Genomic DNA, 22,917 nt, shown 5'->3' with positions numbered 1-22,917 from the left:
CATGGACAGATATCCGCGTTCCGATTCAATCGTGCAGGGCCGTACCGGCCTGCAGACTTACATGGCGCAGGTATACGGCTGGATGACGGTCGGCCTGCTGCTGACGGCGTTTATCGCGTGGTTTGCGGCGAATACCCCGGCGGTGATGATGTTCGTCTTTTCGAGCAAAATCACTTTCTTCGGGCTGATTATTGCCCAGCTGGCGCTGGTGTTTGTGCTGTCGGGGATGGTGCAGCGGCTGAGCGCCGGGATGGCCACCACGCTGTTTATGCTCTACTCGGCGCTGACCGGGCTGACGCTGTCGAGCATTTTTATCGCCTATACCTACTCATCGATCGCCAGCACCTTTGTGGTCACCGGCGGGATGTTCGGGGCGATGAGCTTGTATGGTTACACCACGAAGCGCGATCTGAGCGGCTTCGGCAGCATGCTGTTTATGGGGCTGATTGGCATCGTGCTGGCATCGCTGGTCAACTTGTGGCTGAAGAGCGAGGCGCTGATGTGGGCGGTGACCTACATTGGGGTGGTGCTGTTTGTCGGCCTGACGGCGTATGACACCCAGAAGCTGAAAAACATCGGCGAGCAGATTGACACCCGCGACAGCGCCACGCTGCGTAAATACTCGATCCTCGGGGCCTTAACGCTGTACCTGGACTTTATCAACCTGTTCCTGATGCTGCTGCGTATTATGGGCAATCGCCGCTAACCTCTTAATATCAGAGGGTTGCATCTCCTAACGCCCGGCAAGCGCAGCGCCGCCGGGCGATGGCATCAGGCACGGTACCCGTGGTGCTGCCGGGTGGCGGCTGGCGCCTTATCCGGCCTACGGTGCGTGCGACCTGTCGTTAATTTATTCACCTTTCTTGCTGAAACTGCCGGTGCTGACGGCCTCAAAATCGCTGAGACGTTCCCGGAAGGCCGGGGCAGCCCGCATGGATGCGGGCTGAGGGCCGTGTTTTGCAGGGACGCTGCCTCGGCCCGACCCGAAGCCTGCAGGGATAAGTCGAAGGCACCACGAAGTGGCGATTTTGCTGGCCGGAGCCCGGGGGTACAGGGGGCGGCGGCGACTGGCCGCCCCCTGTGCGCTCCCTGCGCCATGAATGACATAACGCAGAAGACTAACCGGGAGCGCAAACTACGCTGAAGCCACAGATAATATAAACAACCACACCGCAGTGCTTCCCCTCACCCTGTCCCTCTCCCGGAGGGAGAGGGAACCGTCCGGCTGGCGTTTAGACCTGCCAAGCGCAGCGCCGCCGGGCAAGATATCAGGCACGGTACCCCTGGTATTGCCGGGTGGCGGCTGGCGCCTTACCCGGACTACAGGATCCTCTCATAGGCTCACACCCCGCAGGCCCGGCAAGCGCAGCGCGACCTGGCCGTGTCATTCGCGGGCCAGCTTACGCTGGTTCTTTTGCCGCAGCTTTTTCGCTCGACTCTCCAGCAGCAGATAAGCCACCGTCGCCAGCAGCAGCGGCAGGAAATAATAGAGCGCGCGCCAGGCGAGCAGGGCGGCGATAATCGCGCCCTTCGAAATCTCCTCTCCGGAGAGCATGGCGATAAACACCGCCTCCAGCACGCCGATACCGGCCGGAATATGAACGATCACCCCGGCGATACTGCTCACCAGCAGCACCCCTAATACCAGGAAATAGTTAATTTCGCTGCCCAACAGCAGCCAGATTATCGCCCCCATCGCCATCCAGTTCGCCGCCGAAATCCCCATCTGCAGCAACGCGAAGCGCCAGGAGGGCAGCACCAGCCGCTGGCCTTTAATCGTCAGGTGACGGCGTTTGGCAAACGCGCAACCGAACAGATAGCAAAGCGTAAGGAGCAGCATCACCCCGCCGATAATGCGCAGAGTGGTCTGGCTGATGTACCAGTGCGGCGGCAGCTTCACCAGATCCGCCGTAAATATCACCCCACCGAGCAGGATATAGCCCAGCCAGTTGGTGGTAATGCTTAATGAAAAAATACGGGTGATGGTGCCGCCGTTGAGCCCCAGCCGCGAGTACAGCCGGTAGCGCATGCCGATCCCGCCGACCCAGGTGCTGAGCGTCAGGTTAAAGGCATAGCAGATAAACGACACCAGCATCACCTGGCGTTTCGCCAGCTTATGCCCACAATAGGCCCGGCCAAGCAGATCGTAGCAGCCGTAGATCAGATAGCTGACGATGACCAGCGCAATGGCGCTAAACAAGGCCAGCCGATCGTAGCCGCGGATCACCTTCCACACGTCCTGCCAGTCGACTTTTTGCGCGTAAATCACCAGCAGGACGATCACCGCGATAAAAAAGAGCACGGTAAGTACTCTTTTCGCCATCCGCCAGCGGGGATGCGATTTGCTCATAGCGGATTATCCCTGGTTTGTGAGTCGACACGATCCTGGGTTTCAATCTCCGGCTGCACCGGCGGGCTGACCCTGGCCAGCCGCGGCGTATGGGCTGGTAGCCAGCCGACCCACGCCGGGAAGTGGCGCAGAAAGTGGAAGGCCATCACGCTGACGCCCAGCCGCCACCAGTTGCGTTTCGGCAGCATCGTTTTATCGATCCGCTGGCAATCCCTGGCGATAAGCCCGTTAAGGTTATCGCGCAGCGTCTGGTTAAACACCCGGTCGTGGATAATCAGATTGGCTTCCAGATTCAGCGACAGGCTCAATGGATCCAGGTTGCTCGACCCGACGGTGGCCCAGTGGTCATCCGCCAGGGCGACCTTGCCATGCAGCGGACGGCGGCGATATTCGTAGATCTGCACCCCGCCCTTAACGAGATAGTGATAGAGCAGGTGGGCGCCAAACTTCACAATCGGAATATCCGGCTCGCCCTGGACGATCAGCTTGACCCGCACGCCGCGTCGCGCAGCGTTGCGCATCGCATGCAGCAGGCGGTAGCCGGGAAAGAAATAGGCGTTGGCAATGATCACCTCCCGGCGGGCGCTGGTGAGCATCTTCAGGTAGTGGCGTTCGATATCGTCGCGGTGATCCTGGTTGTCGCGCCAGATGAACAGCGCCTGCGCCTCGCCGGGAGTCTGGTTGATCTCTGGCTGGTGGCGACGGCGGCGCCACCAGCGGCGGGCGGTTTCGCTGTTGGGCAGGTTCTCCAGCTCGAACTGGAGAATATCAAGCACCACCGGCCCCTCGACCTGCACCGCATAATCCTGTTTCGCCTCCGGGCCGTAGTCGCTCATATGCTCGGCGGAGTAGTTGATGCCGCCGACAAAGGCGGTGGTGTCGTCAATCACCACGATTTTACGGTGCATCCGACGGAACAGGTTGGTGCGCATCCCCATCAGCTTAGGGCGCGGATCGTAGTAGCGAAAAATCACCCCGGCGGCGGTCAGTTCGCCGACAAACTCATCGCTGAGATCCGGCGAGCCGTAGCCGTCAAGCAGCACCTCCACCTGAATACCGCGGCGGGCGGCTTTCAGCAGCACCGCGTGCAGCCGCCAGCCCACCTCATCTTCAAACCAGATAAAGGATTCGAGGATCACCCGCCGGCTGGCGCGACCAATAGCCGCAAACAGCGCCGGATAGTACTGGTCGCCGTTCTCCAGTAGCGTAATGCGGTTGCCTTCCTGCCAACGACATTTCACAAGTGTATCTCCACGCTAAGGGGCGCATGATCGGACAGATGCCGCCATTGTTTGAGGGCCAGCGCCTTCGGGTGGCTGGCGTGGGCGTTTTTGACATAAATACGATCGAGGCGCAGCAGCGGAAAACTGACCGGAAACGTACGCGCCGGCCGTCCGCGGGCGCGGGTAAAGATCTCTTCCAGCCCGGCTTGCGCTTTTAACGGCTGATTCGCCTGCTGACGCCAGTCGTTAAAATCCCCGGCCACCACCACCGGCTCACCGGCGGGGAGGGTATTGACCCATTCTGCCAGCATGGTCAACTGCGCCTGCCGTTGGTCGGCGCGTAAACCCAGGTGAACGCAGATCACATGGATCGTCACGCCGCTCTCTGGCGGCACGATGCGGCAGTAAAGCAGACCGCGTTTCTCGCCGTTGCCGACTGAAATATCCCGATTTTCATAGTATTCAATGGGAAAGCGCGACAGTACGGCATTGCCGTGGTGGCCTTCCGGATAGACTGCGTTGCGCCCGTAGGCGTAATCGCTCCACATGGTGTCGGCGAGAAATTCATAATGGGTGGTATCTGGCCAGTTCTCGATGTGCAGCGGGTGAACCTCGTGAGCACCCATCACTTCCTGCAGGCAAACAATATCCGCGCTGACGCTGCGCACGGCGTCGCGCAACTCGGGCAAAATAAAACGCCGATTAAACGCCGTAAAGCCTTTATGGGTGTTAATTGTCAGCACGTTCAACGAAAATCCCGACGTTGGCTCAGCCATAATTCTCCAGTAAATGTCACTTTCCTGAATAAAATAGTGTAGTAGACGTCACAAAAAGATGCGGTGTTACGGAATTTTCCGTAAAGTGCGGTACTCTGAGTAGCAGAGAAAAATCCTTCAGGAGAGAAGCCATGAAGTGGCAACAACGTGTACGCGTCGCAACAGGTCTTAGTTGCTGGCAGATTATGTTGCATCTACTGGTCGTGGCAGTGCTGGTGATGGGATGGATGAGCGGCGCGCTGGTGCGCGTCGGATTGGGGCTGTGCGTCCTCTATAGCGTCACGCTGCTGGCGATGCTGTTTTTGCAGCGTCACCACGAGGCGCGCTGGCGCGATGTGGGAGACTTCCTTGAGGAGCTCACCACCACCTGGTACTTTGGCGCGGCCATGATAGCGCTGTGGCTGCTGTCGCGCGTGCTGCACAACAACCTGCTGCTGGCCCTCGCCGGGCTGGTGATACTGGCAGGCCCGGCGGTGGTCTCGCTGCTGGCGAAAGATAAAAAACTACGCAATCTTTCTTCGGAACATCGCATACGCCGCTGAGCCGGTGGTGGCCGCTATGACCAGTAGCGGCCACAAACTTCCCCACACAATCTTCAGACTCGCATCCTTCAGATAAATTTGCTTGGTGATATCGGTAAAATGGCGGATCGGGTTTATCCAGGTCAGATCCTGCAGCCACTGCGGCATATTTTCCACCGGTGAAACGTAGCCCGAAAGCAGGATCGCCGGCATCATAAAGACGAACACGCCGATAAACGCCTGCTGCTGGGTGGCGCACAGCGATGAAATCAATAAACCGAAGCCCACCAGCGATAAGCCATAAATCACCATCGTGAAATAGAACAGCAGCAGCGAGCCGGCAAACGGGATCTGATAGGCCCAGATACCAATCGCCAGCACGATAGTCGCCTGCAGGGTGGCGACGATCAGCGCCGGCACTGCTTTGCCAACGAAGATTTGCCAGGTGGCGAGGGGCGAGACCAGCAGCTGATCGAGGGTACCCTGTTCGCGCTCACGGGCCACCGACAACGACGTCACGATCATCACTCCGATGGTGGTGATCATGGCGATAAGCGACGGCACCACGAACCACTTATAGTCGAGATTCGGGTTGTACCAGTTGCGCACCACCAGTTCGCTGTTGTTCGGCTTCGCTTTCCCCTCCAGCAGCTCCTGCTGATAGTTTTTTACGATCTGCTGCAGGTAGTTGGCGGCGATTTGCGCGCTGTTGGAGTTGCGCCCGTCGAGCAGGAGCTGCAGCGGGGCGGTTTGATAGTTGTCGAGATTACGCGAGAAATCCGCCGGGAAGCGTACCACCAGCAGGGCTTTTTGTTCATCGATGGTCGGCTGGATCGCTTGCGGGCTTTTCAGCAACAGGACGTGGGTAAAGGCTTTGGCGCGGGCGAAGCGCTGAGTGAGTTCCACCGCGTGGCGGCCGCTGTCTTCGTTGTAGATGGCGATGGTGGCGTTGGTCACCTCCAGCGTCGCGGCAAAGGGAAACAACAATACCTGAATCAGCACCGGCATGATTAAAATTGCCCGCGTTTGCGGCTCGCGCAGCAGCGACTGCAGCTCTTTGCGGATCAATGTCCATAAACGGTGAAACATAATTGCTCCTTTGGCCCATTCAACCACGCCGGGCGGCACTGCGTTTGCCCGGCCTGGGGGATCGGCGAACCGTATAATCGATGTTGGTTAAACCGTAGGCCCGGTCAGCGCAGCGCCACCGGGCAAAACCTAATCCAGACGCCGCTTGGTTTTTAACCACGTCAGGCCGATAAACATCACCGCCGACGCAATCAAAAACAGCACATTCACCAGCAGCACCACCGGAATATTGCCCGCCAGAAACAGGCTTTGCAGGGTGTTGACGAAATAGCGCGCCGGGATCACGTAGGTCACCGCGCGGATCACCGCCGGCATACTGTCTATCTGGAAAATAAACCCGGACAGCATAATCGACGGTAAAAACGCGGCATTCAGCGCCACCTGCGCGGCGTTAAACTGGTTGCGGGTAATGGTTGAGATCAGCAGCCCCATCCCCAGGGTGCTGAGCAAAAACAGACTGGTGATGACAAACAGGATCGGCAGCGAGCCGCGATAGGGCACGCCGAGAATAAATACCGACACCAGCATACAGAGCAACATCGCCAGCATGCCGAGGAAATAGTAGGGAATGAGCTTGCACAGCAGCAGTTCGGCGCGGGTGATCTCCGTCGACAGCAGCGCCTCCATGGTGCCGCGCTCCCATTCGCGCGCCACCACCAGCGAGGTCAGGATCGCGCCGACCACGGTCATGATGATGGTAATTGCGCCGGGGATAATAAAGTGCTGGCTAATAGCCGCCGGGTTAAACCAGTAGCGCATCTGCACGTCGATCAGCGGTTCAAAGGTTTCGCCGCGGTCTTCCGCCCGCTGCTGCTGCCAGATCTGCCAGATACCTTCCACGTAGCCCTGAGCGAAGTTGGCGGTATTGGGCTCGCTGCCGTCGGTGATGAGCTGCAGCGGTGCGTCGGCGCCGGCGCGGGCCATCTGGCGGTCGAAGTCCACCGGAATGACCACCATGGCGCGGATGCGCCCGGCCTGCATCATTTGAATCAGTTGCTGGCGATTATCGCTGACCGTGGCGTCGATATAGGGCGAGCCGGTCATGGTATGGACGAAATCCAGCGCCTCTTCGCTCTGTTGCTCCAGCAATACGCCGACCCGCAGTTTGCTGGAGTCGAGGTTAATGCCATAGCCGAAGATAAACAGCAGGAGTAGCGGGATCACCACCGCGATCAGCCAGCTGCTGGGATCGCGGACGATCTGCCGGGTCTCTTTCACGCACAGGGCGCGGACCCGCCGCCAGGAGAGAATGCTATTGCTCATGGCTATTCTCCTTATCCCAGCGGTTAATCAGGGTAATGAACGCCTGCTCCATGGTCGGGTCCGTCTGGCTGTCATCCGCTGCCTGGGCCTTCAGCGCGTCCGGGGTGCCGCTGGCGATAAGTTTACCGTGGTAAACCAGCCCGATACGGTCGCAGTATTCCGCCTCATCCATAAAGTGGGTGGTCACCATCACCGTCACCCCTTTATCGACCATGCTGTTGATATGCAGCCAGAACTCGCGGCGGGTGAGGGGGTCGACGCCGGAGGTCGGTTCATCGAGAAACAGAATATCGGGCTCATGCATCAGCGAGCAGGCCAGCGCCAGCCGCTGCTTGTAGCCGAGCGGCAGCTCGTCGGCGGCGTGACGGGCGATACTTTTCAGGCCAAAGGCATCGCTCATTCGGGCGATTTTTTCATTTTGCGCCCGGCCGCGCAGGCCATAGACGCCGGAGAAAAAGCGCAGGTTCTGCTCGACGCTGAGGTTGCCGTACAGCGAAAATTTTTGCGCCATATAGCCCAGATGCTGGCGCGCCTTGCCAGAGCTGACCTTAAGATCCATCCCCAGCACCAGCGCTTTGCCGGAGGTGGGCACCAGCAGGCCGCACATCATTTTGAAGGTGGTGGATTTCCCGGCGCCGTTGGGGCCGAGCAGGCCGAAAATTTCACCGCGCTTAACCTGGAAATCGACGTGGTCGGTAGCGGCGAAATCACCAAACTTTTTCGTTAACGACTGGGCTTCAATGACCGTTTCGTCTTTGCTGCCGTCAACACGATGGATAATCGCTCCCAACGGCGATTCGGCGGTTCCCGCTCCGCCGAGCAGATCGATAAACGCATCTTCAAAGCGCGGCGCGGTGTCGGCCACCTGCAGCGGCGGCATGTCGCCATGCTGCTGGACTTCCTCAATGCGGGCGTCCTTTTTCAGGATCAGGCGCACCGATTTGCCCTGGATCACGCCATCGCTGACCTGCGGCAGCTTCAGCGCCCGCTGCAGCAGACGGCGGTTGTTTTCCTGTGGGCTGGAGACGAGGAAACTGCGCCCGGCCATGGTTTGCGTCAGCGCCGTCGGCTCACCCTGGTAGAGCAGTTTGCCTTCGTTCATCAGCAGCACGTCGCGGCATTGTTCCGCTTCATCGAGATAGGAGGTGCTCCACAGGATCAGCATGCCGTCGCCGGCCAGCTCGTGCACCATCTGCCACAGCTCGCGGCGCGAGATAGGGTCGACGCCGACGCCGGGCTCATCCAGCAGCAGTACTTTCGGGTCGCCCACCAGGGTACAGGCGAGCCCCAGCTTTTGCTTCATGCCGCCGGAAAGCTTGCCTGCCAGCCGTTCGGTGAACGGGCCAAGGGAGGTGAACTCCAGCAGACGGTCGAAAATTTTCTTCCGCGCCTCGCCGGTGACGCTGCGCAGGTCGGCGTACAGGGTCAGGTTTTCCATCACCGTCAGATCTTCATACAGGCCGAACTTCTGCGGCATATAGCCGAGCACCGCGTGCAGGGCGCTGTCGTCTTTTAGCGGGTCGAAGCCGATCACGCTGGCGCGGCCCTCATCAGGCTTGAGCAAACCGGCCAGCATTCGCATCAGGGTGGTTTTCCCCGCGCCGTCGGGCCCCACCAGCCCGGTGACGTAGCCGGCGTGGATCGTGCAGGTGAGCGGCGCCACCGCTGGCCTGTCCATTCCGGGAAAACGGCGGCTCAGACCGTTTAAGGCAATGATGGCCTCACTCATGTCCGTTCCCGTGGTTAAAGGAGACGGTCACCGGCATCCCCTGGCGCAGGGCGCCGTCGGCATCGTTCACCACAATACGCAGACGATAAACGAGGTCGGTACGCAGATCCGGCGTTTCAACGGTCTTCGGCGTGAATTCAGCGCTTGGCGAGACAAAGCCGATTTTGCCGTGATAGGGCTTATCCGGCCGGCTGTCGGTATACAGCAGCACTTCACGTCCCGGCTGCGCCTGACCAAGGTTTTTTTCGTCAACATAGGCGCGGACCCATACCGGATGGGTTAACGACAGCGTCAGTACGGTGCCGCCGGCGTTGAGCATGGTGCCGGGCTCGACGGCGCGGGTCATCAGCGTACCGTCGGAAGGGGCGGTGAGCACGGTATCGTGCAGGTCCAGTTTAGCCTGGGCCAGCGCCGCCTGCGCCTGTTCCAGACTGGCTTTGGCCTGGGCAATCTCCTGCGGGCGGTTACCGGCGCGATACTGACGCAGTTTATCCTGCGCCGATTTGAGCGTTGCCTGCGCCTGGTCGCGTGAGGAGCGGGCGTTCTCCAGATCGTTGGCGGAAATCGCGCTGCTGGCGCGCAGCCCGAGCTGGCGCTGATAAAAGTTTTGCGCATAGTCGTAAGCGGCCTGCGCCTGTTTCACCGCCGCCGCGGCCTGGGCAATCTCTTCCGCGCGGTAGCCGGCCATCATCAGGTCATACTGCGCCTGGGCGGTGGAGACGTTGGCCTGGGCCTGCAGCAGGGCATTTTCATACGGCGCGCGATCAAGCTCGCCGAGAGTTTGCCCGGCGCGGATGCTGTCGCCTTCGTCGACGGTCAGCGAAGCCAGTCTGCCGCCGACGCGGAAGCTCATGTTGACGGTGCGGATATCGACATTGCCATACAGGGTCAGCGGCTGCTGCCGGCTGCTCTGGTACCACCACCAGCCGCCGCCCAGCGCGGCGAGAAGAATCACGATCAGCAGAATGACGACGACGGGTTTTTTCATCAGCCCAAACTCCTTTGCGATAACCCATGCAGAATGAAATCGATATGACAGGTAATGACCTCGAAAATCTGTTCGGTCTTTTGCGCGTCAAACTGCGTCCAGCCGGTGCGTAGCAGGATGGTTTCACGCCCAAGACGGAAAGCCAGCACCTCGCCCAGCAGGGCGTGGGTGTGGAGGATCATTTGCGTATCACCGGCATCGCGGCCTGTCCAGGCGGCAATCAGCCGGGTGAGATAGTGGTGCAGGGGGGCGATCACCTGCTGGTGGATCAGATGGTAGGCGGCGGTCGGCGCCAGCTGCTCACGGGAAATGAATTTGCTTAAGTTGACCGTATCATCCTGGGTCAGCAGCAGGATCATGTTATGGCAGGCGTTGAGAATGAGGGCGCGTATTGCCTGGCGATCCGGCGACTTCCCGGCGAGCAGGGCCTCCGCCGCTTCGGCCTGTGGGCGAAAATTGTCGCCGATAAAATCGGCGATCCATTGGGCACAGGCGAGATATAAGTCGTCTTTCGAGCCAAAATAATAGGTGATAGCGGCGATATTCTGCCCGGCCTGGGCGGCGATATCGCGGGTGGTGGCATGCTGACCATACTCGCCAAACTGGGCGATAGCGGCCGCGATAAGCTGATTTTTTGCCTGTTCGCCTTTACTGGTCATCGCGCTCGGTAAAAGTTAATCAATCGATTGATTAACTTTAGGCCTCGATCGGCGGTTTGTCCACCAGCCGGGATCAAATATGGAACCCTTCCTCTTTCAGCTCCCCGGCGACCCAGGCGAAGAAACGCTGGACCTTCTCCTTCTGTTCATTGGCATGGGGAAGAACGAAGTGGTGCGCGCCGACCGGCATACTCCGCTCGTCGTCAAATACCGGCGTCAGCTGCCCCTGACGCACGTGCCCGCCGGCCAGCAGATTGCTTTCGAGGATCACGCCCATCCCCATTCTGGCCGCCTCGATGCTCATGTACGACCGGTCGAAATTAAAAATGAAGTTTTTATGCCAGCCGCGGACCTTGTGCCACGACAGCCAACTGCTCCAGTTAATTAAGGTGCTGTCGGAGTGGATCAGATCGCAGGCCAGCAGATCTTCCACCGCATGCACAGGATGGCTGGCTAAATAAGACGCTGCGCTGTAGGGCAGGACGCACTCATTTTTAATGGTTCTGACCAACAGCGTTGGCCACTGTGATAGCCCGTGACGAATATCGATATCAATATTATCCCGGGAGAACTGGATGCTTTCGTAGGAACAGGTCAGGCTGATTTTTAACTCCGGCCACGCCTGGCGAAATTTATCCAGGCGAGGCATCAACCACAGCAGGCCGAAGCTCGGCGCCGAGTGAATACGTAAATAATCCTGATGGATATCATTGATCACCTGGCTGGTGGCCTGGCCAATCATATTCAGCGCCCCGGAGACCTCTTTGAGATATTTTTCTCCCACCGCCGTTAACATGACGCCTTTACTGCTGCGGGAGAACAGTTTTTTCCCCAGAAAGTGCTCCAGGCTGGCTATCTGATGGCTGACCGCCGAGGCGGTAATATTGAGATTCTCTGCGGCCAGGTTGAGGCTGCCGGTAGCGGCGACTTCAATAAAGGCCTGGATATTGCGTAAAGAGGGCATCGGCAAATTTTTATTGGGCAGCGGTTGACTCATGGCAGCATCCTGGGCAGGGCGTTTCTAAAAGAAAATAGCGAATAGCGTGGCGCAGTCGTGATAGCCAGCATAGGGAAAAGGAAAAAAATGATTTTAATTTGTGATGGGCTTAACAATTTATCTCGTTAAAAGCGCGCGTGTCAGTAAAGACTAAAAATTTGCGGGAAGTCACTAACTCAATTTTTCTCAATCATAATTGAGGTTTTTTGAATACCGTTTCATTTTGGGGTTGTTATATTCCTCTCACAGGCCTGATCACAAACGGCGATGCGTTGAGATCGCCATTATAAAACACCTAACCACCTGTTTAGCTGAGCGAAAAGATATTTATCTTTTGCTGCTGTATGGAAAGTGAAAACGCGGTGATCCGAAGCGGCAACGGGCAGCGAAGTGGATGAGGTATAAGATGAGGAAACCCTATGTCACGTATAGATACACTAGTCTGTACTGACGCCAGGAAAACGAAATATCGTTTCGTGGTTTTGACGATGATTTTCCTGGTGTATGCCATCAATTACGCCGACAGAACCAATATTGGCGCGGTTCTGCCGTTTATCATTGATGAGTTTCATATCAATAATTTTGAAGCCGGGGCCATCGCCAGTATGTTTTTCCTCGGCTATGCGGTAAGCCAGATCCCGGCCGGTTTTTTCATCGCCAAACGCGGTACCCGGGGGCTGGTTTCGCTGTCCATTTTCGGCTTCTCCGCCTTTACCTGGCTGATGGGCACGGTGAGCTCCGTGTTTGGCCTGAAGCTGGTGCGTCTGGGACTGGGGCTAAGCGAAGGGCCTTGCCCGGTGGGGCTGGCTTCCACCATAAATAACTGGTTTCCACCAAAAGAGAAAGCCACGGCAACCGGCGTTTACATCGCGGCGACCATGTTTGCGCCGATTATTGTCCCGCCGCTGGCGGTGTGGATTGCGGTGACCTGGGGCTGGCGGTGGGTCTTTTTCTCCTTCGCGATACCCGGGATTGTGGCAGCGATAGCCTGGTATCTATTGGTGAAGTCAAAGCCATCAGAAAGCGGATTTGTTTCACAAAGTGAACTGGCAGAGATTAATGCCGGGCGTGAAAGTCATAATAATAGCGTACGCGAAAATATATTAATTGCCGATCGATTCACCTGGCTGGATAAAATCATTCGGGTAAAGAAGATGGCGCCAATTGATACGGCGAAAGGCTTATTCACCTCAAAAAATATTCTCGGTGACTGCCTAGCGTATTTTATGATGGTTAGCGTGCTGTACGGATTATTAACCTGGATCCCGCTGTACTTAGTCAAAGAGCGTGGCTTTGATGTAATGAGTATGGGTTTCGTGGCCAGTATGCCGTGCATCGGCGGCTTTATTGGCGCGATTGGCGGCGGGTGGATTTCAGATAAAGTCCTGGGCCGCCGACGTAAACCCACCATGATGTTTACTGCCGTGTCAACGGTGGTCATGATGTTAATTATGCTGAATATCCCGGCAAGCACCCTGGCGGTCTGTATTGGATTATTTTTTGTCGGTTTTTGTTTGAATATCGGCTGGCCGGCTTTTACCGCCTACGGTATGGCCGTTTCGGACAGCAAAACCTATCCAATCGCCTCTTCCATAATTAATAGCGGCGGCAACCTCGGTGGATTTGTCGCGCCGATGGCAGCCGGTTTCTTACTTGATAAAACCGGGAGTTTTAATTCTGTATTTACCTATTTTGGTATCTGCGCCGCCATTGGTTTGGTGGTGATTCTTTTCCTCGATGAACCACAATAACGGAAATATATCCTGTTAATTAATATGACGTAATGTCATGGAGTGAAACTATGTTATTAAAAGATAAAGTCGCCATTATTACTGGCGCGGCCTCAGCACGCGGCTTGGGCTTTGCCACCGCGAAATTATTCGCCGACAACGGCGCGAAAGTGGTCATTATCGACCTCAATGGTGAAGCCAGCAAAACCGCGGCGGCGGCATTAGGCGAAGGCCATCTCGGCCTGGCGGCGAACGTCGCCGACGAAGTGCAGGTACAGGCGGCCATCGAACAAATTCTGGCGAAATATGGCCGGGTTGATGTGCTGGTGAATAACGCCGGGATTACCCAGCCGCTGAAGCTGATGGAGATCAAGCGCGCCAACTATGACGCGGTACTTGATGTCAGCCTGCGCGGTACGCTGCTGATGTCGCAGGCGGTTATTCCCACCATGCGGGCGCAAAAATCCGGCAGCATTGTCTGCATCTCGTCCGTTTCCGCCCAGCGCGGCGGCGGTATCTTCGGCGGCCCGCACTACAGCGCGGCAAAAGCCGGGGTGCTGGGTCTGGCGCGGGCGATGGCGCGCGAGCTTGGCCCGGATAACGTCCGCGTTAACTGCATCACCCCGGGGCTGATTCAGACCGACATTACCGCCGGCAAGCTGACCGACGACATGACGGCCAACATTCTTGCCGGGATCCCGATGAACCGCCTCGGCGATGCGGTAGACATCGCGCGCGCTGCGCTGTTCCTCGGCAGCGACCTCTCTTCCTACTCCACCGGTATCACCCTGGACGTTAACGGCGGCATGTTAATTCACTAAGCGAGGCAAACAGATGAAGATGACCGAATCACAAAAAGTCGCCGCGGCGGCGTGGCGTATTCGCCGTTACGCCCTGCAAATGGGGGAAGTGCAGGGGCAGGGCTATATCGGCCAGGCGCTGGGCTATGCCGATGTGCTGGCCACCGCCTTCAGCCACGCCATGACCTATCGTCCGGAAGATCCCGAGTGGGAGGGGCGCGATCGCTTCCTGCTCTCTCATGGCCATTACGCTATCGCTTATTATGCCGCGCTGCTGGAGGCGGGCATTATCCCGGAAGCCGAGCTGGAAACTTACGGCTCCGACGACAGCCGCCTGCCGATGTCCGGCATGGCGACCTACACCCCAGGCATGGAGATGTCCGGCGGTTCGCTGGGACAGGGGCTGTCCATTGCCGTCGGCATGGCGCTTGGGCTGCGGCAGAAACAGAGCACGGCCTGGGTCTACAACTCCATGTCCGATGGGGAGCTGGACGAAGGGTCGACCTGGGAAGCGGCGATGTCGGCGGCTCACTATGGCCTGAGCAACCTGATTAACCTTGTCGACGTCAACAAACAGCAGGCCGACGGCGATTCACGCAAAATCCTCGGCTTTGAGCCGCTGCATGAAAAATGGGCCGCCTTCGGCTGGTACGTACAGCGCGTGGACGGTAACGATCTGCCGGCGGTGATGGCCGCCTTTGACAACGCGAAAAGTTATTCCGGCAACCAGCCGCGGGTCATTTTATGCGACACGCTGATGGGCAAAGGGGTGCCGTTCCTCGAAACCCGCGATAAAAACCATTTTATTCGCGTCGATGCCGACGAATGGCAAAAAGCGATTGCGGTGCTGGATGCTAACAAACCAGAAGGAGTGCTGTAATGAGCCAGAGTCAACCCCGTTTAAAAACGTCGGCGATGATCGCCTCGATTGCCGATGAGGGCCAGGCGACCATCTCTGCGCCCTTCGGCGTCGCGCTGTCAAAACTGGCGGCGCAGCGTCCGGAAATCGTCGGCATGACCGCGGACCTGTCAAAATATACCGATCTGCATATTTTCGCCCAGGCCTTCCCGGATCGTTTCTTCCAGATGGGCATGGCCGAGCAGCTGCTGATGGCGGCGGCGGGGGGAATGGCGAAGGAGGGATTTATTCCTTTCGCCACCACCTATGCCGCCTTTGCAACCCGTCGCGCCTATGATTTTATTCATCAGGTCATCGCTGAAGAGCATCTGAACGTGAAGATCTGCGCGGCGCTGCCGGGCCTGACGACCGGTTATGGCCCCAGCCATCAGGCCACTGAAGATCTGGCGATTATGCGCGGTATCCCCGGCATGGTCATCGTCGATCCTTGCGATGCGCTGGAGATAGAGCAGGCGGTGCCGGCCATTGCCGATCACCAGGGGCCGGTGTATATGCGCCTGCTGCGCGGTAAGGTGCCGCTGGTGCTGGATAAATACGACTATCAGTTCGAACTGGGTAAAGCAAAGCTGCTGGAGGACGGCAACGATGTGCTGATCATCTCCTCCGGGCTGATGACCATGCGCGCGCTGGAGGCGGTTGAAAAGCTGCGGGCCGATAACATCAGCGTGGCGGTCCTGCACGTGCCGACCATCAAACCGCTGGATGAAAAAGCGATTATTGAACAGGCGTCGAAGCCAGGTCGTCTGGTGGTGACTGCGGAAAACCACACCGCGGTCGGCGGCCTGGGGGAGGCGGTGGCCGCGCTGTTGATGCGTAAGGGTGTGCGCTGTGAGCTGGATACTGTGGGGCTGCCCGACGCGTTCCTGTTAGCCGGCGCGCTGCCGACCCTTCACGATCGCTACGGCATCTCCACCGCGAAGATCGTTGAAAAACTTAAGTATCGTCTGCGTTAATCGCTTTGCCATGACGCACCAGGCCGCTGAGCTCGCTCAGCGGCCTTCTCATGCCCGCCAGCCAGGCGCGGTATTCTTTTGCAGATTTTATGCGGCCTGTCACAAAATCTGCTAGACTGCGCCCCTTCATGGCATTGTGGTTTTTGCCATCTCTTATCGCAATAATCTCCCTGAAAACTACGCCCTTCACCGGGCCGGGGCGGTTCGGAGTTGTTATGTCTTTTGATTCCCTTGGCCTGAATCCCGATATCCTGCGCGCTGTCGCTGAGCAGGGCTACGTTGAGCCGACCCCTATCCAACAGCAGGCGATCCCGGCAGTAATGCAGGGGCGCGACCTGATGGCCAGCGCCCAGACCGGTACCGGTAAGACGGCGGGCTTTACCCTGCCGCTGCTGCAGCGCCTGATTGACAAAGAGCCGCACGCAAAGGGTCGCCGTCCGGTACGCGCGCTGATCCTGACCCCGACCCGTGAGCTGGCGGCGCAGGTGGGCGAGAACGTCCGCGATTACAGCAAGTACCTGAATATTCGCTCGCTGGTGGTATTCGGCGGCGTGAGCATCAACCCGCAGATGATGAAGCTGCGCGGTGGCGTCGACATCCTCGTTGCCACCCCGGGCCGTCTGCTGGACCTCGAACATCAGAACGCGGTCAGCCTTGATAGCGTGGAAATCCTTGTGCTGGACGAAGCGGACCGCATGCTGGATATGGGCTTTATCCATGACATCCGTCGCGTACTGGCTAAACTGCCGGCGCGTCGACAGAACCTGCTGTTCTCGGCCACCTTCTCCGACGAGATCAAGGGCCTGGCCGAGAAACTGCTGCACAACCCGCTGGAAGTGGAAGTGGCGCGTCGCAACACCGCGTCCGAGCAGATCACCCAGCACGTCCATTTCGTTGATAAGAACCGCAAGCGCGAACTGTTGTCGCAGCTGATCGGCGAAGGCAACTGGCAGCAGGTGCTGGTGTTTACCCGCACCAAGCATGGCGCCAACCACCTCGCGGAGCAGCTTAATAAAGACGGCATCCGCAGCGCGGCGATCCATGGCAACAAGAGCCAAGGAGCGCGTACCCGCGCGCTGGCCGACTTTAAATCCGGCGGCATTCGCGTGCTGGTGGCGACCGATATCGCCGCCCGTGGTCTGGATATCGAAGAGCTGCCGCACGTGGTGAACTACGAGCTGCCGAACGTACCGGAAGATTACGTCCACCGTATCGGCCGTACCGGTCGCGCGGCGGCCACTGGTGAAGCCTTGTCGCTGGTGTGTGTGGATGAGCATAAGCTGCTGCGCGATATCGAGCGCCTGCTGAAAAAAGAGATCCCGCGCATCGCGATTGCCGGCTATGAGCCGGATCCGTCCATTAAAGCCGAACCTATCCAGAACGGTCGCCAGCAGCGCGGCGGCGGTCGTGGGCAAGGTCAGGGACGCGGTGGCCAGGGTCAGGGACGCAGCGGACAGCCGCGCAGCCAGAACAGCGCCCCGCGCCGTCAGGACGGCGAGGCGCCGAAAGCGCGTACGCAGGACGGCAAACCGCCGCGCCGCCGTCGTCCGCGTAAACCGGCTGGCGAATAACACGCTGATGCCTCGGCCGCGATAACGCGGCCCGGCTCAGGCCCGTCTGTCCGCTACGCGGCGGCGGGCCTTTTTCTTTCCATTACACTATTTGTCGAGCACGCTTCCACACTCAGCAGAAAGCAATACCTCCAGGCGGGCAAAAATGGCACAATAGTGGCTGTTTATACAGTATTCAGGTTTTCTCATGGCTTTGACCGCTGCGCTGAAAGCGCAAATCGCCGCCTGGTATAAGGCGCTTCAGGAACAGATCCCGGACTTTATTCCCCGCCCCCCGCAGCGGCAGATGATCGCCGATGTGGCGAAAACTCTCGCCGGGGAAGAGGGCAGGCATCTGGCTATCGAAGCGCCGACCGGCGTAGGTAAAACGCTGTCATACCTGATCCCGGGCATCGCCATCGCCCGGGAGGAACAAAAAACGCTGGTGGTTAGCACCGCCAACGTCGCCCTGCAGGATCAAATCTACAGTAAAGACCTGCCGCTGCTGCGTAAAATTATTCCCGACCTGCGCTTTACCGCCGCCTTCGGTCGTGGGCGCTACGTCTGTCCGCGTAACCTGACGGCACTGGCCAGCACCGAGCCGTCACAGCAGGATCTGCTGGCCTTCCTCGATGACGATCTCACCCCGAACAACCAGGCCGAGCAGAAGCTGTGTGCGACCCTGAAGCAGGACCTCGACAGCTACCGCTGGGACGGCCTGCGCGATCATACCGATAAAGCCATCGATGACGCGCTGTGGAGCCGGCTGAGCACCGATAAGGCCAGCTGCCTGAACCGCAACTGCCACTACTATCGCGAGTGCCCGTTCTTCGTGGCGCGGCGGGAAATTCAGGAGGCGGAAGTGGTGGTGGCCAACCATGCGCTGGTGATGGCGGCGATGGAGAGCGAGGCAGTGCTGCCGGAGCCGAAAAACCTGCTGTTGGTCCTCGATGAAGGCCATCATCTGCCGGACGTCGCCCGCGACGCGCTGGAGATGAGCGCCGAGATCACCGCCCCCTGGTTTCGCCTGCAGCTGGATCTGTTCTGCAAGCTGGTCGCCACCTGCATGGAGCAGTTTCGTCCGAAAACCACGCCGCCGCTGGCCAATCCGGAGCGGCTCACCGGCCATTGCGAGGAGCTGTTCGAGCTGATTGCGTCGTTGAATAATATTCTCAATCTCTACATGCCCGCCGGTCAGGAAGCGGAGCATCGCTTCCCGATGGGCGAACTGCCGCAGGAGGTGATGGAGATCTGCCAGCGGCTGGCGAAGCTCACCGAGATGCTGCGCGGGCTGGCGGAGCTGTTTCTTAACGATCTCAGCGAAAAGACCGGCAGCCATGACGTGGTGCGCCTGCATCGGGTGCTGCTGCAGATGAACCGCGCGCTCGGCATGTTTGAAAGCCAAAGCAAGCTATGGCGCCTGGCGTCGCTGGCGCAATCCTCAGGCGCGCCGGTAACCAAATGGGCGACGCGAGTGGTGCGCGACGGCCAGATCCATGTCTGGTTCCACTGTGTCGGCATCCGCGTCAGCGATCAGCTGGAACGGCTGCTGTGGCGCAGCGTGCCGCATATCGTCGTGACGTCAGCGACGCTGCGCTCGCTAAACAGCTTCTCGCGCCTGCAGGAGATGAGTGGTCTGAAGGAGAAAGCGGGTGACCGCTTCGTGGCGCTGGATTCGCCGTTCAACCACGTGGAGCAGGGGAAAATTATTATTCCTCAAATGCGCTATGAACCGCTGATGGATAACGAAGAGCAGCACATTGCCGAGATGGCGGCCTATTTTCGCCAGCAGGTAGAGAGCAAGAAACATCTCGGGATGCTGGTGCTGTTTGCCAGCGGGCGGGCGATGAACCGCTTCCTGGAGCATGTGACCGATCTGCGCCTGATACTGCTGGTGCAGGGCGACCAGCCGCGCTATCGGCTGGTGGAGCTGCATCGCAAACGGGTGGAAAGCGGCGAGCGCAGCGTGCTGGTGGGTCTGCAGTCCTTTGCCGAAGGGCTGGATTTAAAGGGCGATCTGCTAAGCCAGGTACATATCCATAAAATCGCCTTTCCGCCCATCGACAGCCCGGTAGTGATCACCGAAGGCGAATGGCTGAAAAGCCTTAATCGTTACCCTTTCGAGGTACAGAGTTTGCCCAGCGCCTCCTTTAATCTTATTCAGCAGGTGGGGCGTCTGATCCGCAGCCATCACTGCTGGGGAGAGGTGGTGATTTACGATAAGCGTCTGTTGACCAAAAACTATGGCGCGCGTCTACTGAACGCGTTACCTGTTTTTCCCATAGAGCAGCCGGGCGTCCCGGAGGTTATAGTAAAACGGAAAGCAAAACAGACAGCAAAACAGTCAGGCCGCAAACGTCGCTGACGCCGGCGCGTGATGCACCAGGGGGAGCCATGGAGTACAGCAAAATTATAAAAGAGGTGGGTCGCGGTAAGAATCATGCCCGCGACCTCGATGAAGAGACCGCCCGTGCGCTCTATGCGCGGATGCTGGACGGCGAGGTGCCGGAGCTGGAGCTGGGGGGAATATTAATCGCCCTGCGCATCAAAGGCGAAGGCGAAGCGGAGATGAAAGGGTTTTACGCGGCGATGCAGCAGCATACGCTGCGCCTGACCCCGCCGGCCGGCAAGCCGATGCCGATTGTCATCCCCAGCTACAACGGCGCGCGCAAGCAGGCGAACCTGACGCCGCTGCTGGCGATGCTTCTGCACAAGCTGGGGTTTCCGGTGGTGGTTCACGGTGTCAGTCACGATCCCACCCGGGTGCTGACCGAGACCATTTTTACCCTGCTGGATATTCCGGCCACCCGGCACGCCGGACAGGCTCAGGCGCAGCTGGAGGGCCATGAACCGGTGTATATCCCGGTGGGGGCTTTCTGTCCGCCGCTGGAGAAACAGCTGGCGATGCGCTGGCGGATGGGCGTGCGCAACAGCGCCCATACCCTGGCCAAGCTGGCTACACCGTTTGGCGAAGCGGAGGCATTGCGTCTCTCCAGCGTGTCGCATCCGGAATATGTTCCGCGGGTGGCGAACTTCTTTCGTGAGACCGGTGGCCGCGCGCTGTTGATGCACGGTACCGAGGGCGAAGTGTATGCCAACCCGCAGCGCTGCCCGCAGATCAGCCTGATCGATGAGCAGGGCGTGCGGGTGCTGTACGAACGCCAGACTGAGACGGCAGCGGAGGCGGTGGTCCTGCCGGCCTCGAAAGATCCCGAGGTCACGGCGCGCTGGATCGAGCGCTGCGTCGCCGGCGTCGAACCGGTGCCCCACTCGTTGAAAATTCAGCTTGCCTGTTGTCTGCTGGCCAGCGGGGAAGTCACCACCCTGGAGCAGGGCCTCAGCCGCGTCAACGACTGCTGGTGATCGGATCTGCAGGATAAAAAAAGCCCGTCCGGTGGCTCGGACGGGCAAGGCAAGGGTATTAAAGGTCTTTTCAGGGTTAATTCAGTGGCTTACAGAGGGAACAGCGATTATTTATAGATAACCGCAGTACCGCTCAGTTTGTTGTTGGTGTTAGCGGAAGTAATGCTGTAGCCGGTCGCGCCAGCGGCTTCGGCTTTAGCAGCCAGTTTTGCTTCCAGACCATCTAAAGTGGTTGCGCCTTGCGCAGACACCACACCGATTTTATTCATGCTTTCTGCCTGAGCGGGGGTGACCGGTTCGGCGGCAAAGGCGCCGAAGGAAAGGGCGGTCAGAGCGATGGCAGCGGCAGCATATTTGATGTTTTTCATAGTTAATCTCTCGCAGGTTGTTCTGTTCAGGGGACGATGTTCCGTCGATGTGATAAGTATCACGCTTTTTTGCGGGAGATAAAATCGAAGGAAATTCACAGTCTTCATCGAATTTTTTGAATGATTAATAATTTACTGATTATTAATAAATTATTTCTCATTCTTTTCGTCACGAAGCGTAGCGAGGAAGACCGACGCGTTTAAGGGCACATATTGCGACTTTTTCCGCCAAAAAATGTGCGCGAAAAGATAATGCGAAAGGCTGTCATGAACGGTAAAGGAAAGTCAGCGTAGCTGGCTATCCTTGGATCCGCGGCGATTATATCCTGAAAATGTATTGTTATGTAAATCTTTCTCCTGCTGGCACTTCACGCAATATCTGACCCCTGGGATGGCCTGTCGACGGGCCTCCGGAATCGGCTCCCCACATTCATCACAAAATTTGTTGCTTTCGCCGCGCGGAAGCTCGCGGCGCGCGCGAGCCACCGCATCGTCAATGGTGCTGTCGATCTGATCCTGAACGGCCCCATCGCCTGCCCAACCTGATGCCATCGTCTGCCTCCTGTGAAAGGTTATTGATAAATTATAGCTGAACCGTGCAGTCGGTTACCGCTACTGGCGGCATTGACCCGCCAGGCTATCGCCCCCTGGCGGTGGGCCTTATCCGCGAGGGCGGCCACCAGATCATCAAGGGTGCTGGCACCGGAGGCGGAGACGGTGCCGACAGGGCGGAGCGGCCCGGCATAGGGCAGTACGGGTGTCGGTGGCAGGGGAGAGGCCGCGGTGGCATGAGCGGTGAGCGCAGCGGCGAATAGCAGCGAGGTGATTTTCATCAGCATATCCTCATAAACAGCATGGGACATAGCTTAAGTGTAGGTCTTTCCCGACCGTGCGATAGGGAATTTTTAATGCAAAACAAGGCGTTTAGTAGGCTACCGGCGCAGGGCAGCGGTACTCTGGCCGGTAGATTATTTAGCGGGCGTCAGGGCGGATCATGTCAAAACGCAGACTATCATCAATACTGTAATAGGCGCTCGGACCTCCGGCGCGCAGGATCGGCTGGGCGCGGGCGGTTTGATAGATGCCGTTGTCCAGCAGTGATTCATCAATATGCACGGCGACCACTTCGCCGAGCACCAGCCACGTATCAACAGGGTTACCGTCGGCGGTGGTGAGTTGAATACATTGCGACAGACGGCACTCAAAGTTCACCGGACTCTCCGCGACTCGGGGGGCGCTGACCAGGCGGCTGGCGGCGGCGGTGAGACCGGCGCGCACGAACTCGTCCTCATGGTGCGGGATCGAGGCAGACGTTTCATTCATCGCCACGGCCAGCGGTCGCGTCGCCAGGTTCCAGACGAACTCCTTTGTTTCGACGATATTTCGCACGCTGTCTTTCCAGCCGCTGCTGGCGAAACCAATGATCGGCGGGCGATAGTTAAAGCAGTTAAAAAAGCTGTATGGCGCCAGATTTCGCTGGCCCTCGGCGTCCTGCGAGGCGATCCAGCCTATCGGGCGAGGCCCGATTATCGCGTTCAGCGGGTCGTGCGGCAGGCCGTGGCCCTGCGAAGGTTGATAAAAGTACATGCTGCACCTGTCACGGATAAAGGAGATATCCAGACTCCCTTATTTACCGCGC

At 58.4% G+C, this 22,917-nt stretch carries 22 protein-coding genes; 9 read left to right on the top strand and 13 right to left on the bottom strand.

The window, feature by feature from the left end:
• The first annotated feature begins 1 nt into the window (after nucleotide 1).
• Nucleotides 2-706, top strand: coding sequence for a Bax inhibitor-1/YccA family protein (locus R0140_RS19045; RefSeq protein ID WP_004142079.1), 705 nt, complete (start codon nucleotides 2-4; stop codon nucleotides 704-706).
• Nucleotides 707-1,384: 678 nt separating this feature from the next.
• Here R0140_RS19045 and R0140_RS19040 read toward each other — a convergent pair.
• From R0140_RS19040 to R0140_RS19030, 3 genes are read right to left on the bottom strand one after another with little or no spacing between them, the layout of a single operon-like run.
• Nucleotides 1,385-2,350 carry a lysylphosphatidylglycerol synthase domain-containing protein gene (locus R0140_RS19040; protein WP_032735006.1) on the bottom strand — a complete coding sequence of 322 codons (966 nt, stop codon included), beginning with the start codon at nucleotides 2,348-2,350 and terminating at the stop codon, nucleotides 1,385-1,387.
• Nucleotides 2,347-3,591 (bottom strand): cardiolipin synthase ClsB, encoded by a 1,245-nt coding sequence (gene clsB, locus R0140_RS19035; protein ID WP_008805753.1) that lies wholly within the window; start codon nucleotides 3,589-3,591, stop codon nucleotides 2,347-2,349. Before clsB ends, R0140_RS19040 begins: the two co-directional genes overlap by 4 nt.
• A complete protein-coding gene (locus tag R0140_RS19030) occupies nucleotides 3,588-4,349 on the bottom strand; it encodes an endonuclease/exonuclease/phosphatase family protein (RefSeq protein WP_008805754.1) in 762 nt (253 codons plus the stop codon). The genes clsB and R0140_RS19030 overlap by 4 nt, the downstream gene beginning before the upstream one ends.
• Nucleotides 4,350-4,480: 131 nt before the next feature.
• Between R0140_RS19030 and R0140_RS19025 the strand changes: the two genes are divergently transcribed.
• Nucleotides 4,481-4,891 (top strand): YbhQ family protein, encoded by a 411-nt coding sequence (locus R0140_RS19025; RefSeq protein ID WP_012542390.1) that lies wholly within the window; start codon nucleotides 4,481-4,483, stop codon nucleotides 4,889-4,891.
• On the opposite strand, the gene R0140_RS19020 is transcribed toward R0140_RS19025, so the two are convergent.
• From R0140_RS19020 to R0140_RS18995, 6 genes are all read right to left on the bottom strand, one after another.
• Nucleotides 4,853-5,959: an ABC transporter permease gene (locus tag R0140_RS19020; RefSeq protein ID WP_012542389.1), complete on the bottom strand. Its 1,107-nt coding sequence runs from the start codon at nucleotides 5,957-5,959 to the stop codon at nucleotides 4,853-4,855. The two genes, R0140_RS19025 and R0140_RS19020, sit on opposite strands and share 39 nt — an antisense overlap.
• A 129-nt stretch (nucleotides 5,960-6,088) precedes the next feature.
• Nucleotides 6,089-7,222, bottom strand: coding sequence for an ABC transporter permease (locus R0140_RS19015; RefSeq protein WP_008805757.1), 1,134 nt, complete (start codon nucleotides 7,220-7,222; stop codon nucleotides 6,089-6,091).
• Nucleotides 7,212-8,951, bottom strand: a complete 1,740-nt coding sequence (locus tag R0140_RS19010; protein ID WP_012968663.1) for an ATP-binding cassette domain-containing protein — start codon at nucleotides 8,949-8,951, stop codon at nucleotides 7,212-7,214. The genes R0140_RS19015 and R0140_RS19010 overlap by 11 nt, the downstream gene beginning before the upstream one ends.
• The gene (gene hlyD, locus R0140_RS19005) at nucleotides 8,944-9,939 is read right to left on the bottom strand and encodes a secretion protein HlyD (protein ID WP_008805759.1); all 996 of its coding nucleotides are present in this window, start codon (nucleotides 9,937-9,939) and stop codon (nucleotides 8,944-8,946) included. Before hlyD ends, R0140_RS19010 begins: the two co-directional genes overlap by 8 nt.
• Nucleotides 9,939-10,598 carry a transcriptional regulator CecR gene (gene cecR / locus R0140_RS19000; RefSeq protein WP_008805760.1) on the bottom strand — a complete coding sequence of 220 codons (660 nt, stop codon included), beginning with the start codon at nucleotides 10,596-10,598 and terminating at the stop codon, nucleotides 9,939-9,941. The genes hlyD and cecR overlap by 1 nt, the downstream gene beginning before the upstream one ends.
• A 73-nt stretch (nucleotides 10,599-10,671) precedes the next feature.
• Nucleotides 10,672-11,595, bottom strand: coding sequence for a LysR substrate-binding domain-containing protein (locus R0140_RS18995; RefSeq protein WP_012542386.1), 924 nt, complete (start codon nucleotides 11,593-11,595; stop codon nucleotides 10,672-10,674).
• A gap of 419 nt (nucleotides 11,596-12,014) precedes the next feature.
• Between R0140_RS18995 and R0140_RS18990 the strand changes: the two genes are divergently transcribed.
• The 7 genes from R0140_RS18990 (at nucleotide 12,015) to ybiB (ending at nucleotide 20,910) form a co-directional block, all read left to right on the top strand.
• Complete coding sequence (locus tag R0140_RS18990) at nucleotides 12,015-13,346, top strand: MFS transporter (RefSeq protein ID WP_012542385.1); 1,332 nt, start codon at nucleotides 12,015-12,017, stop codon at nucleotides 13,344-13,346.
• A 50-nt stretch (nucleotides 13,347-13,396) separates the two neighbouring features.
• Nucleotides 13,397-14,146 (top strand): SDR family NAD(P)-dependent oxidoreductase, encoded by a 750-nt coding sequence (locus R0140_RS18985; protein ID WP_008805763.1) that lies wholly within the window; start codon nucleotides 13,397-13,399, stop codon nucleotides 14,144-14,146.
• A gap of 13 nt (nucleotides 14,147-14,159) precedes the next feature.
• A complete protein-coding gene (locus R0140_RS18980) occupies nucleotides 14,160-15,005 on the top strand; it encodes a transketolase (protein ID WP_016160531.1) in 846 nt (281 codons plus the stop codon).
• A complete protein-coding gene (locus R0140_RS18975; protein ID WP_008805765.1) occupies nucleotides 15,005-15,997 on the top strand; it encodes a transketolase family protein in 993 nt (330 codons plus the stop codon). Before R0140_RS18980 ends, R0140_RS18975 begins: the two co-directional genes overlap by 1 nt.
• A gap of 215 nt (nucleotides 15,998-16,212) precedes the next feature.
• Nucleotides 16,213-17,568: an ATP-dependent RNA helicase RhlE gene (gene rhlE, locus R0140_RS18970; protein WP_008805766.1), complete on the top strand. Its 1,356-nt coding sequence runs from the start codon at nucleotides 16,213-16,215 to the stop codon at nucleotides 17,566-17,568.
• 187 nt (nucleotides 17,569-17,755) lie between these two features.
• The gene (gene dinG, locus R0140_RS18965) at nucleotides 17,756-19,912 is read left to right on the top strand and encodes an ATP-dependent DNA helicase DinG (RefSeq protein ID WP_032735011.1); all 2,157 of its coding nucleotides are present in this window, start codon (nucleotides 17,756-17,758) and stop codon (nucleotides 19,910-19,912) included.
• Between the two features lie 29 nt (nucleotides 19,913-19,941).
• Complete coding sequence (gene ybiB, locus R0140_RS18960; protein WP_008805768.1) at nucleotides 19,942-20,910, top strand: DNA-binding protein YbiB; 969 nt, start codon at nucleotides 19,942-19,944, stop codon at nucleotides 20,908-20,910.
• Nucleotides 20,911-21,017: 107 nt separating this feature from the next.
• On the opposite strand, the gene ybiJ is transcribed toward ybiB, so the two are convergent.
• The 4 genes from ybiJ to R0140_RS18940 form a co-directional block, all read right to left on the bottom strand.
• Nucleotides 21,018-21,278, bottom strand: a complete 261-nt coding sequence (gene ybiJ / locus R0140_RS18955; protein ID WP_004176772.1) for a DUF1471 family protein YbiJ — start codon at nucleotides 21,276-21,278, stop codon at nucleotides 21,018-21,020.
• A gap of 285 nt (nucleotides 21,279-21,563) precedes the next feature.
• Complete coding sequence (locus R0140_RS18950; RefSeq protein ID WP_002895824.1) at nucleotides 21,564-21,830, bottom strand: DksA/TraR family C4-type zinc finger protein; 267 nt, start codon at nucleotides 21,828-21,830, stop codon at nucleotides 21,564-21,566.
• Between the two features lie 20 nt (nucleotides 21,831-21,850).
• Complete coding sequence (locus R0140_RS18945; protein ID WP_016160534.1) at nucleotides 21,851-22,111, bottom strand: YdgH/BhsA/McbA family protein; 261 nt, start codon at nucleotides 22,109-22,111, stop codon at nucleotides 21,851-21,853.
• 139 nt (nucleotides 22,112-22,250) lie between these two features.
• The gene (locus R0140_RS18940; RefSeq protein WP_012968656.1) at nucleotides 22,251-22,865 is read right to left on the bottom strand and encodes a flavin reductase family protein; all 615 of its coding nucleotides are present in this window, start codon (nucleotides 22,863-22,865) and stop codon (nucleotides 22,251-22,253) included.
• Nucleotides 22,866-22,917 lie beyond the last annotated feature (52 nt).

It is taken from the genome of Klebsiella sp. w6 (genome assembly GCF_033100215.1).
Lineage (GTDB): Bacteria > Pseudomonadota > Gammaproteobacteria > Enterobacterales > Enterobacteriaceae > Klebsiella > Klebsiella variicola.
This window is presented reverse-complemented; position numbering and strand designations above follow the sequence as displayed.

Bases quoted from the DNA above. Each gene is read 5' to 3' on its own strand.
- R0140_RS19045 (WP_004142079.1), top strand. From the start codon at position 2: ATGGACAGATATCCGCGTTCCGATTCAATCGTGCAGGGCCGTACCGGC.
- R0140_RS19040 (WP_032735006.1), bottom strand. From the start codon at position 2,350: ATGAGCAAATCGCATCCCCGCTGGCGGATGGCGAAAAGAGTACTTACC.
- R0140_RS19030 (WP_008805754.1), bottom strand. From the start codon at position 4,349: ATGGCTGAGCCAACGTCGGGATTTTCGTTGAACGTGCTGACAATTAAC.
- R0140_RS19025 (WP_012542390.1), top strand. From the start codon at position 4,481: ATGAAGTGGCAACAACGTGTACGCGTCGCAACAGGTCTTAGTTGCTGG.
- R0140_RS19020 (WP_012542389.1), bottom strand. From the start codon at position 5,959: ATGTTTCACCGTTTATGGACATTGATCCGCAAAGAGCTGCAGTCGCTG.
- R0140_RS19015 (WP_008805757.1), bottom strand. From the start codon at position 7,222: ATGAGCAATAGCATTCTCTCCTGGCGGCGGGTCCGCGCCCTGTGCGTG.
- R0140_RS19010 (WP_012968663.1), bottom strand. From the start codon at position 8,951: ATGAGTGAGGCCATCATTGCCTTAAACGGTCTGAGCCGCCGTTTTCCC.
- hlyD (WP_008805759.1), bottom strand. From the start codon at position 9,939: ATGAAAAAACCCGTCGTCGTCATTCTGCTGATCGTGATTCTTCTCGCC.
- cecR (WP_008805760.1), bottom strand. From the start codon at position 10,598: ATGACCAGTAAAGGCGAACAGGCAAAAAATCAGCTTATCGCGGCCGCT.
- R0140_RS18995 (WP_012542386.1), bottom strand. From the start codon at position 11,595: ATGAGTCAACCGCTGCCCAATAAAAATTTGCCGATGCCCTCTTTACGC.
- R0140_RS18990 (WP_012542385.1), top strand. From the start codon at position 12,015: ATGTCACGTATAGATACACTAGTCTGTACTGACGCCAGGAAAACGAAA.
- R0140_RS18985 (WP_008805763.1), top strand. From the start codon at position 13,397: ATGTTATTAAAAGATAAAGTCGCCATTATTACTGGCGCGGCCTCAGCA.
- R0140_RS18980 (WP_016160531.1), top strand. From the start codon at position 14,160: ATGAAGATGACCGAATCACAAAAAGTCGCCGCGGCGGCGTGGCGTATT.
- R0140_RS18975 (WP_008805765.1), top strand. From the start codon at position 15,005: ATGAGCCAGAGTCAACCCCGTTTAAAAACGTCGGCGATGATCGCCTCG.
- rhlE (WP_008805766.1), top strand. From the start codon at position 16,213: ATGTCTTTTGATTCCCTTGGCCTGAATCCCGATATCCTGCGCGCTGTC.
- dinG (WP_032735011.1), top strand. From the start codon at position 17,756: ATGGCTTTGACCGCTGCGCTGAAAGCGCAAATCGCCGCCTGGTATAAG.
- ybiB (WP_008805768.1), top strand. From the start codon at position 19,942: ATGGAGTACAGCAAAATTATAAAAGAGGTGGGTCGCGGTAAGAATCAT.
- ybiJ (WP_004176772.1), bottom strand. From the start codon at position 21,278: ATGAAAAACATCAAATATGCTGCCGCTGCCATCGCTCTGACCGCCCTT.
- R0140_RS18950 (WP_002895824.1), bottom strand. From the start codon at position 21,830: ATGGCATCAGGTTGGGCAGGCGATGGGGCCGTTCAGGATCAGATCGAC.
- R0140_RS18945 (WP_016160534.1), bottom strand. From the start codon at position 22,111: ATGAAAATCACCTCGCTGCTATTCGCCGCTGCGCTCACCGCTCATGCC.
- R0140_RS18940 (WP_012968656.1), bottom strand. From the start codon at position 22,865: ATGTACTTTTATCAACCTTCGCAGGGCCACGGCCTGCCGCACGACCCG.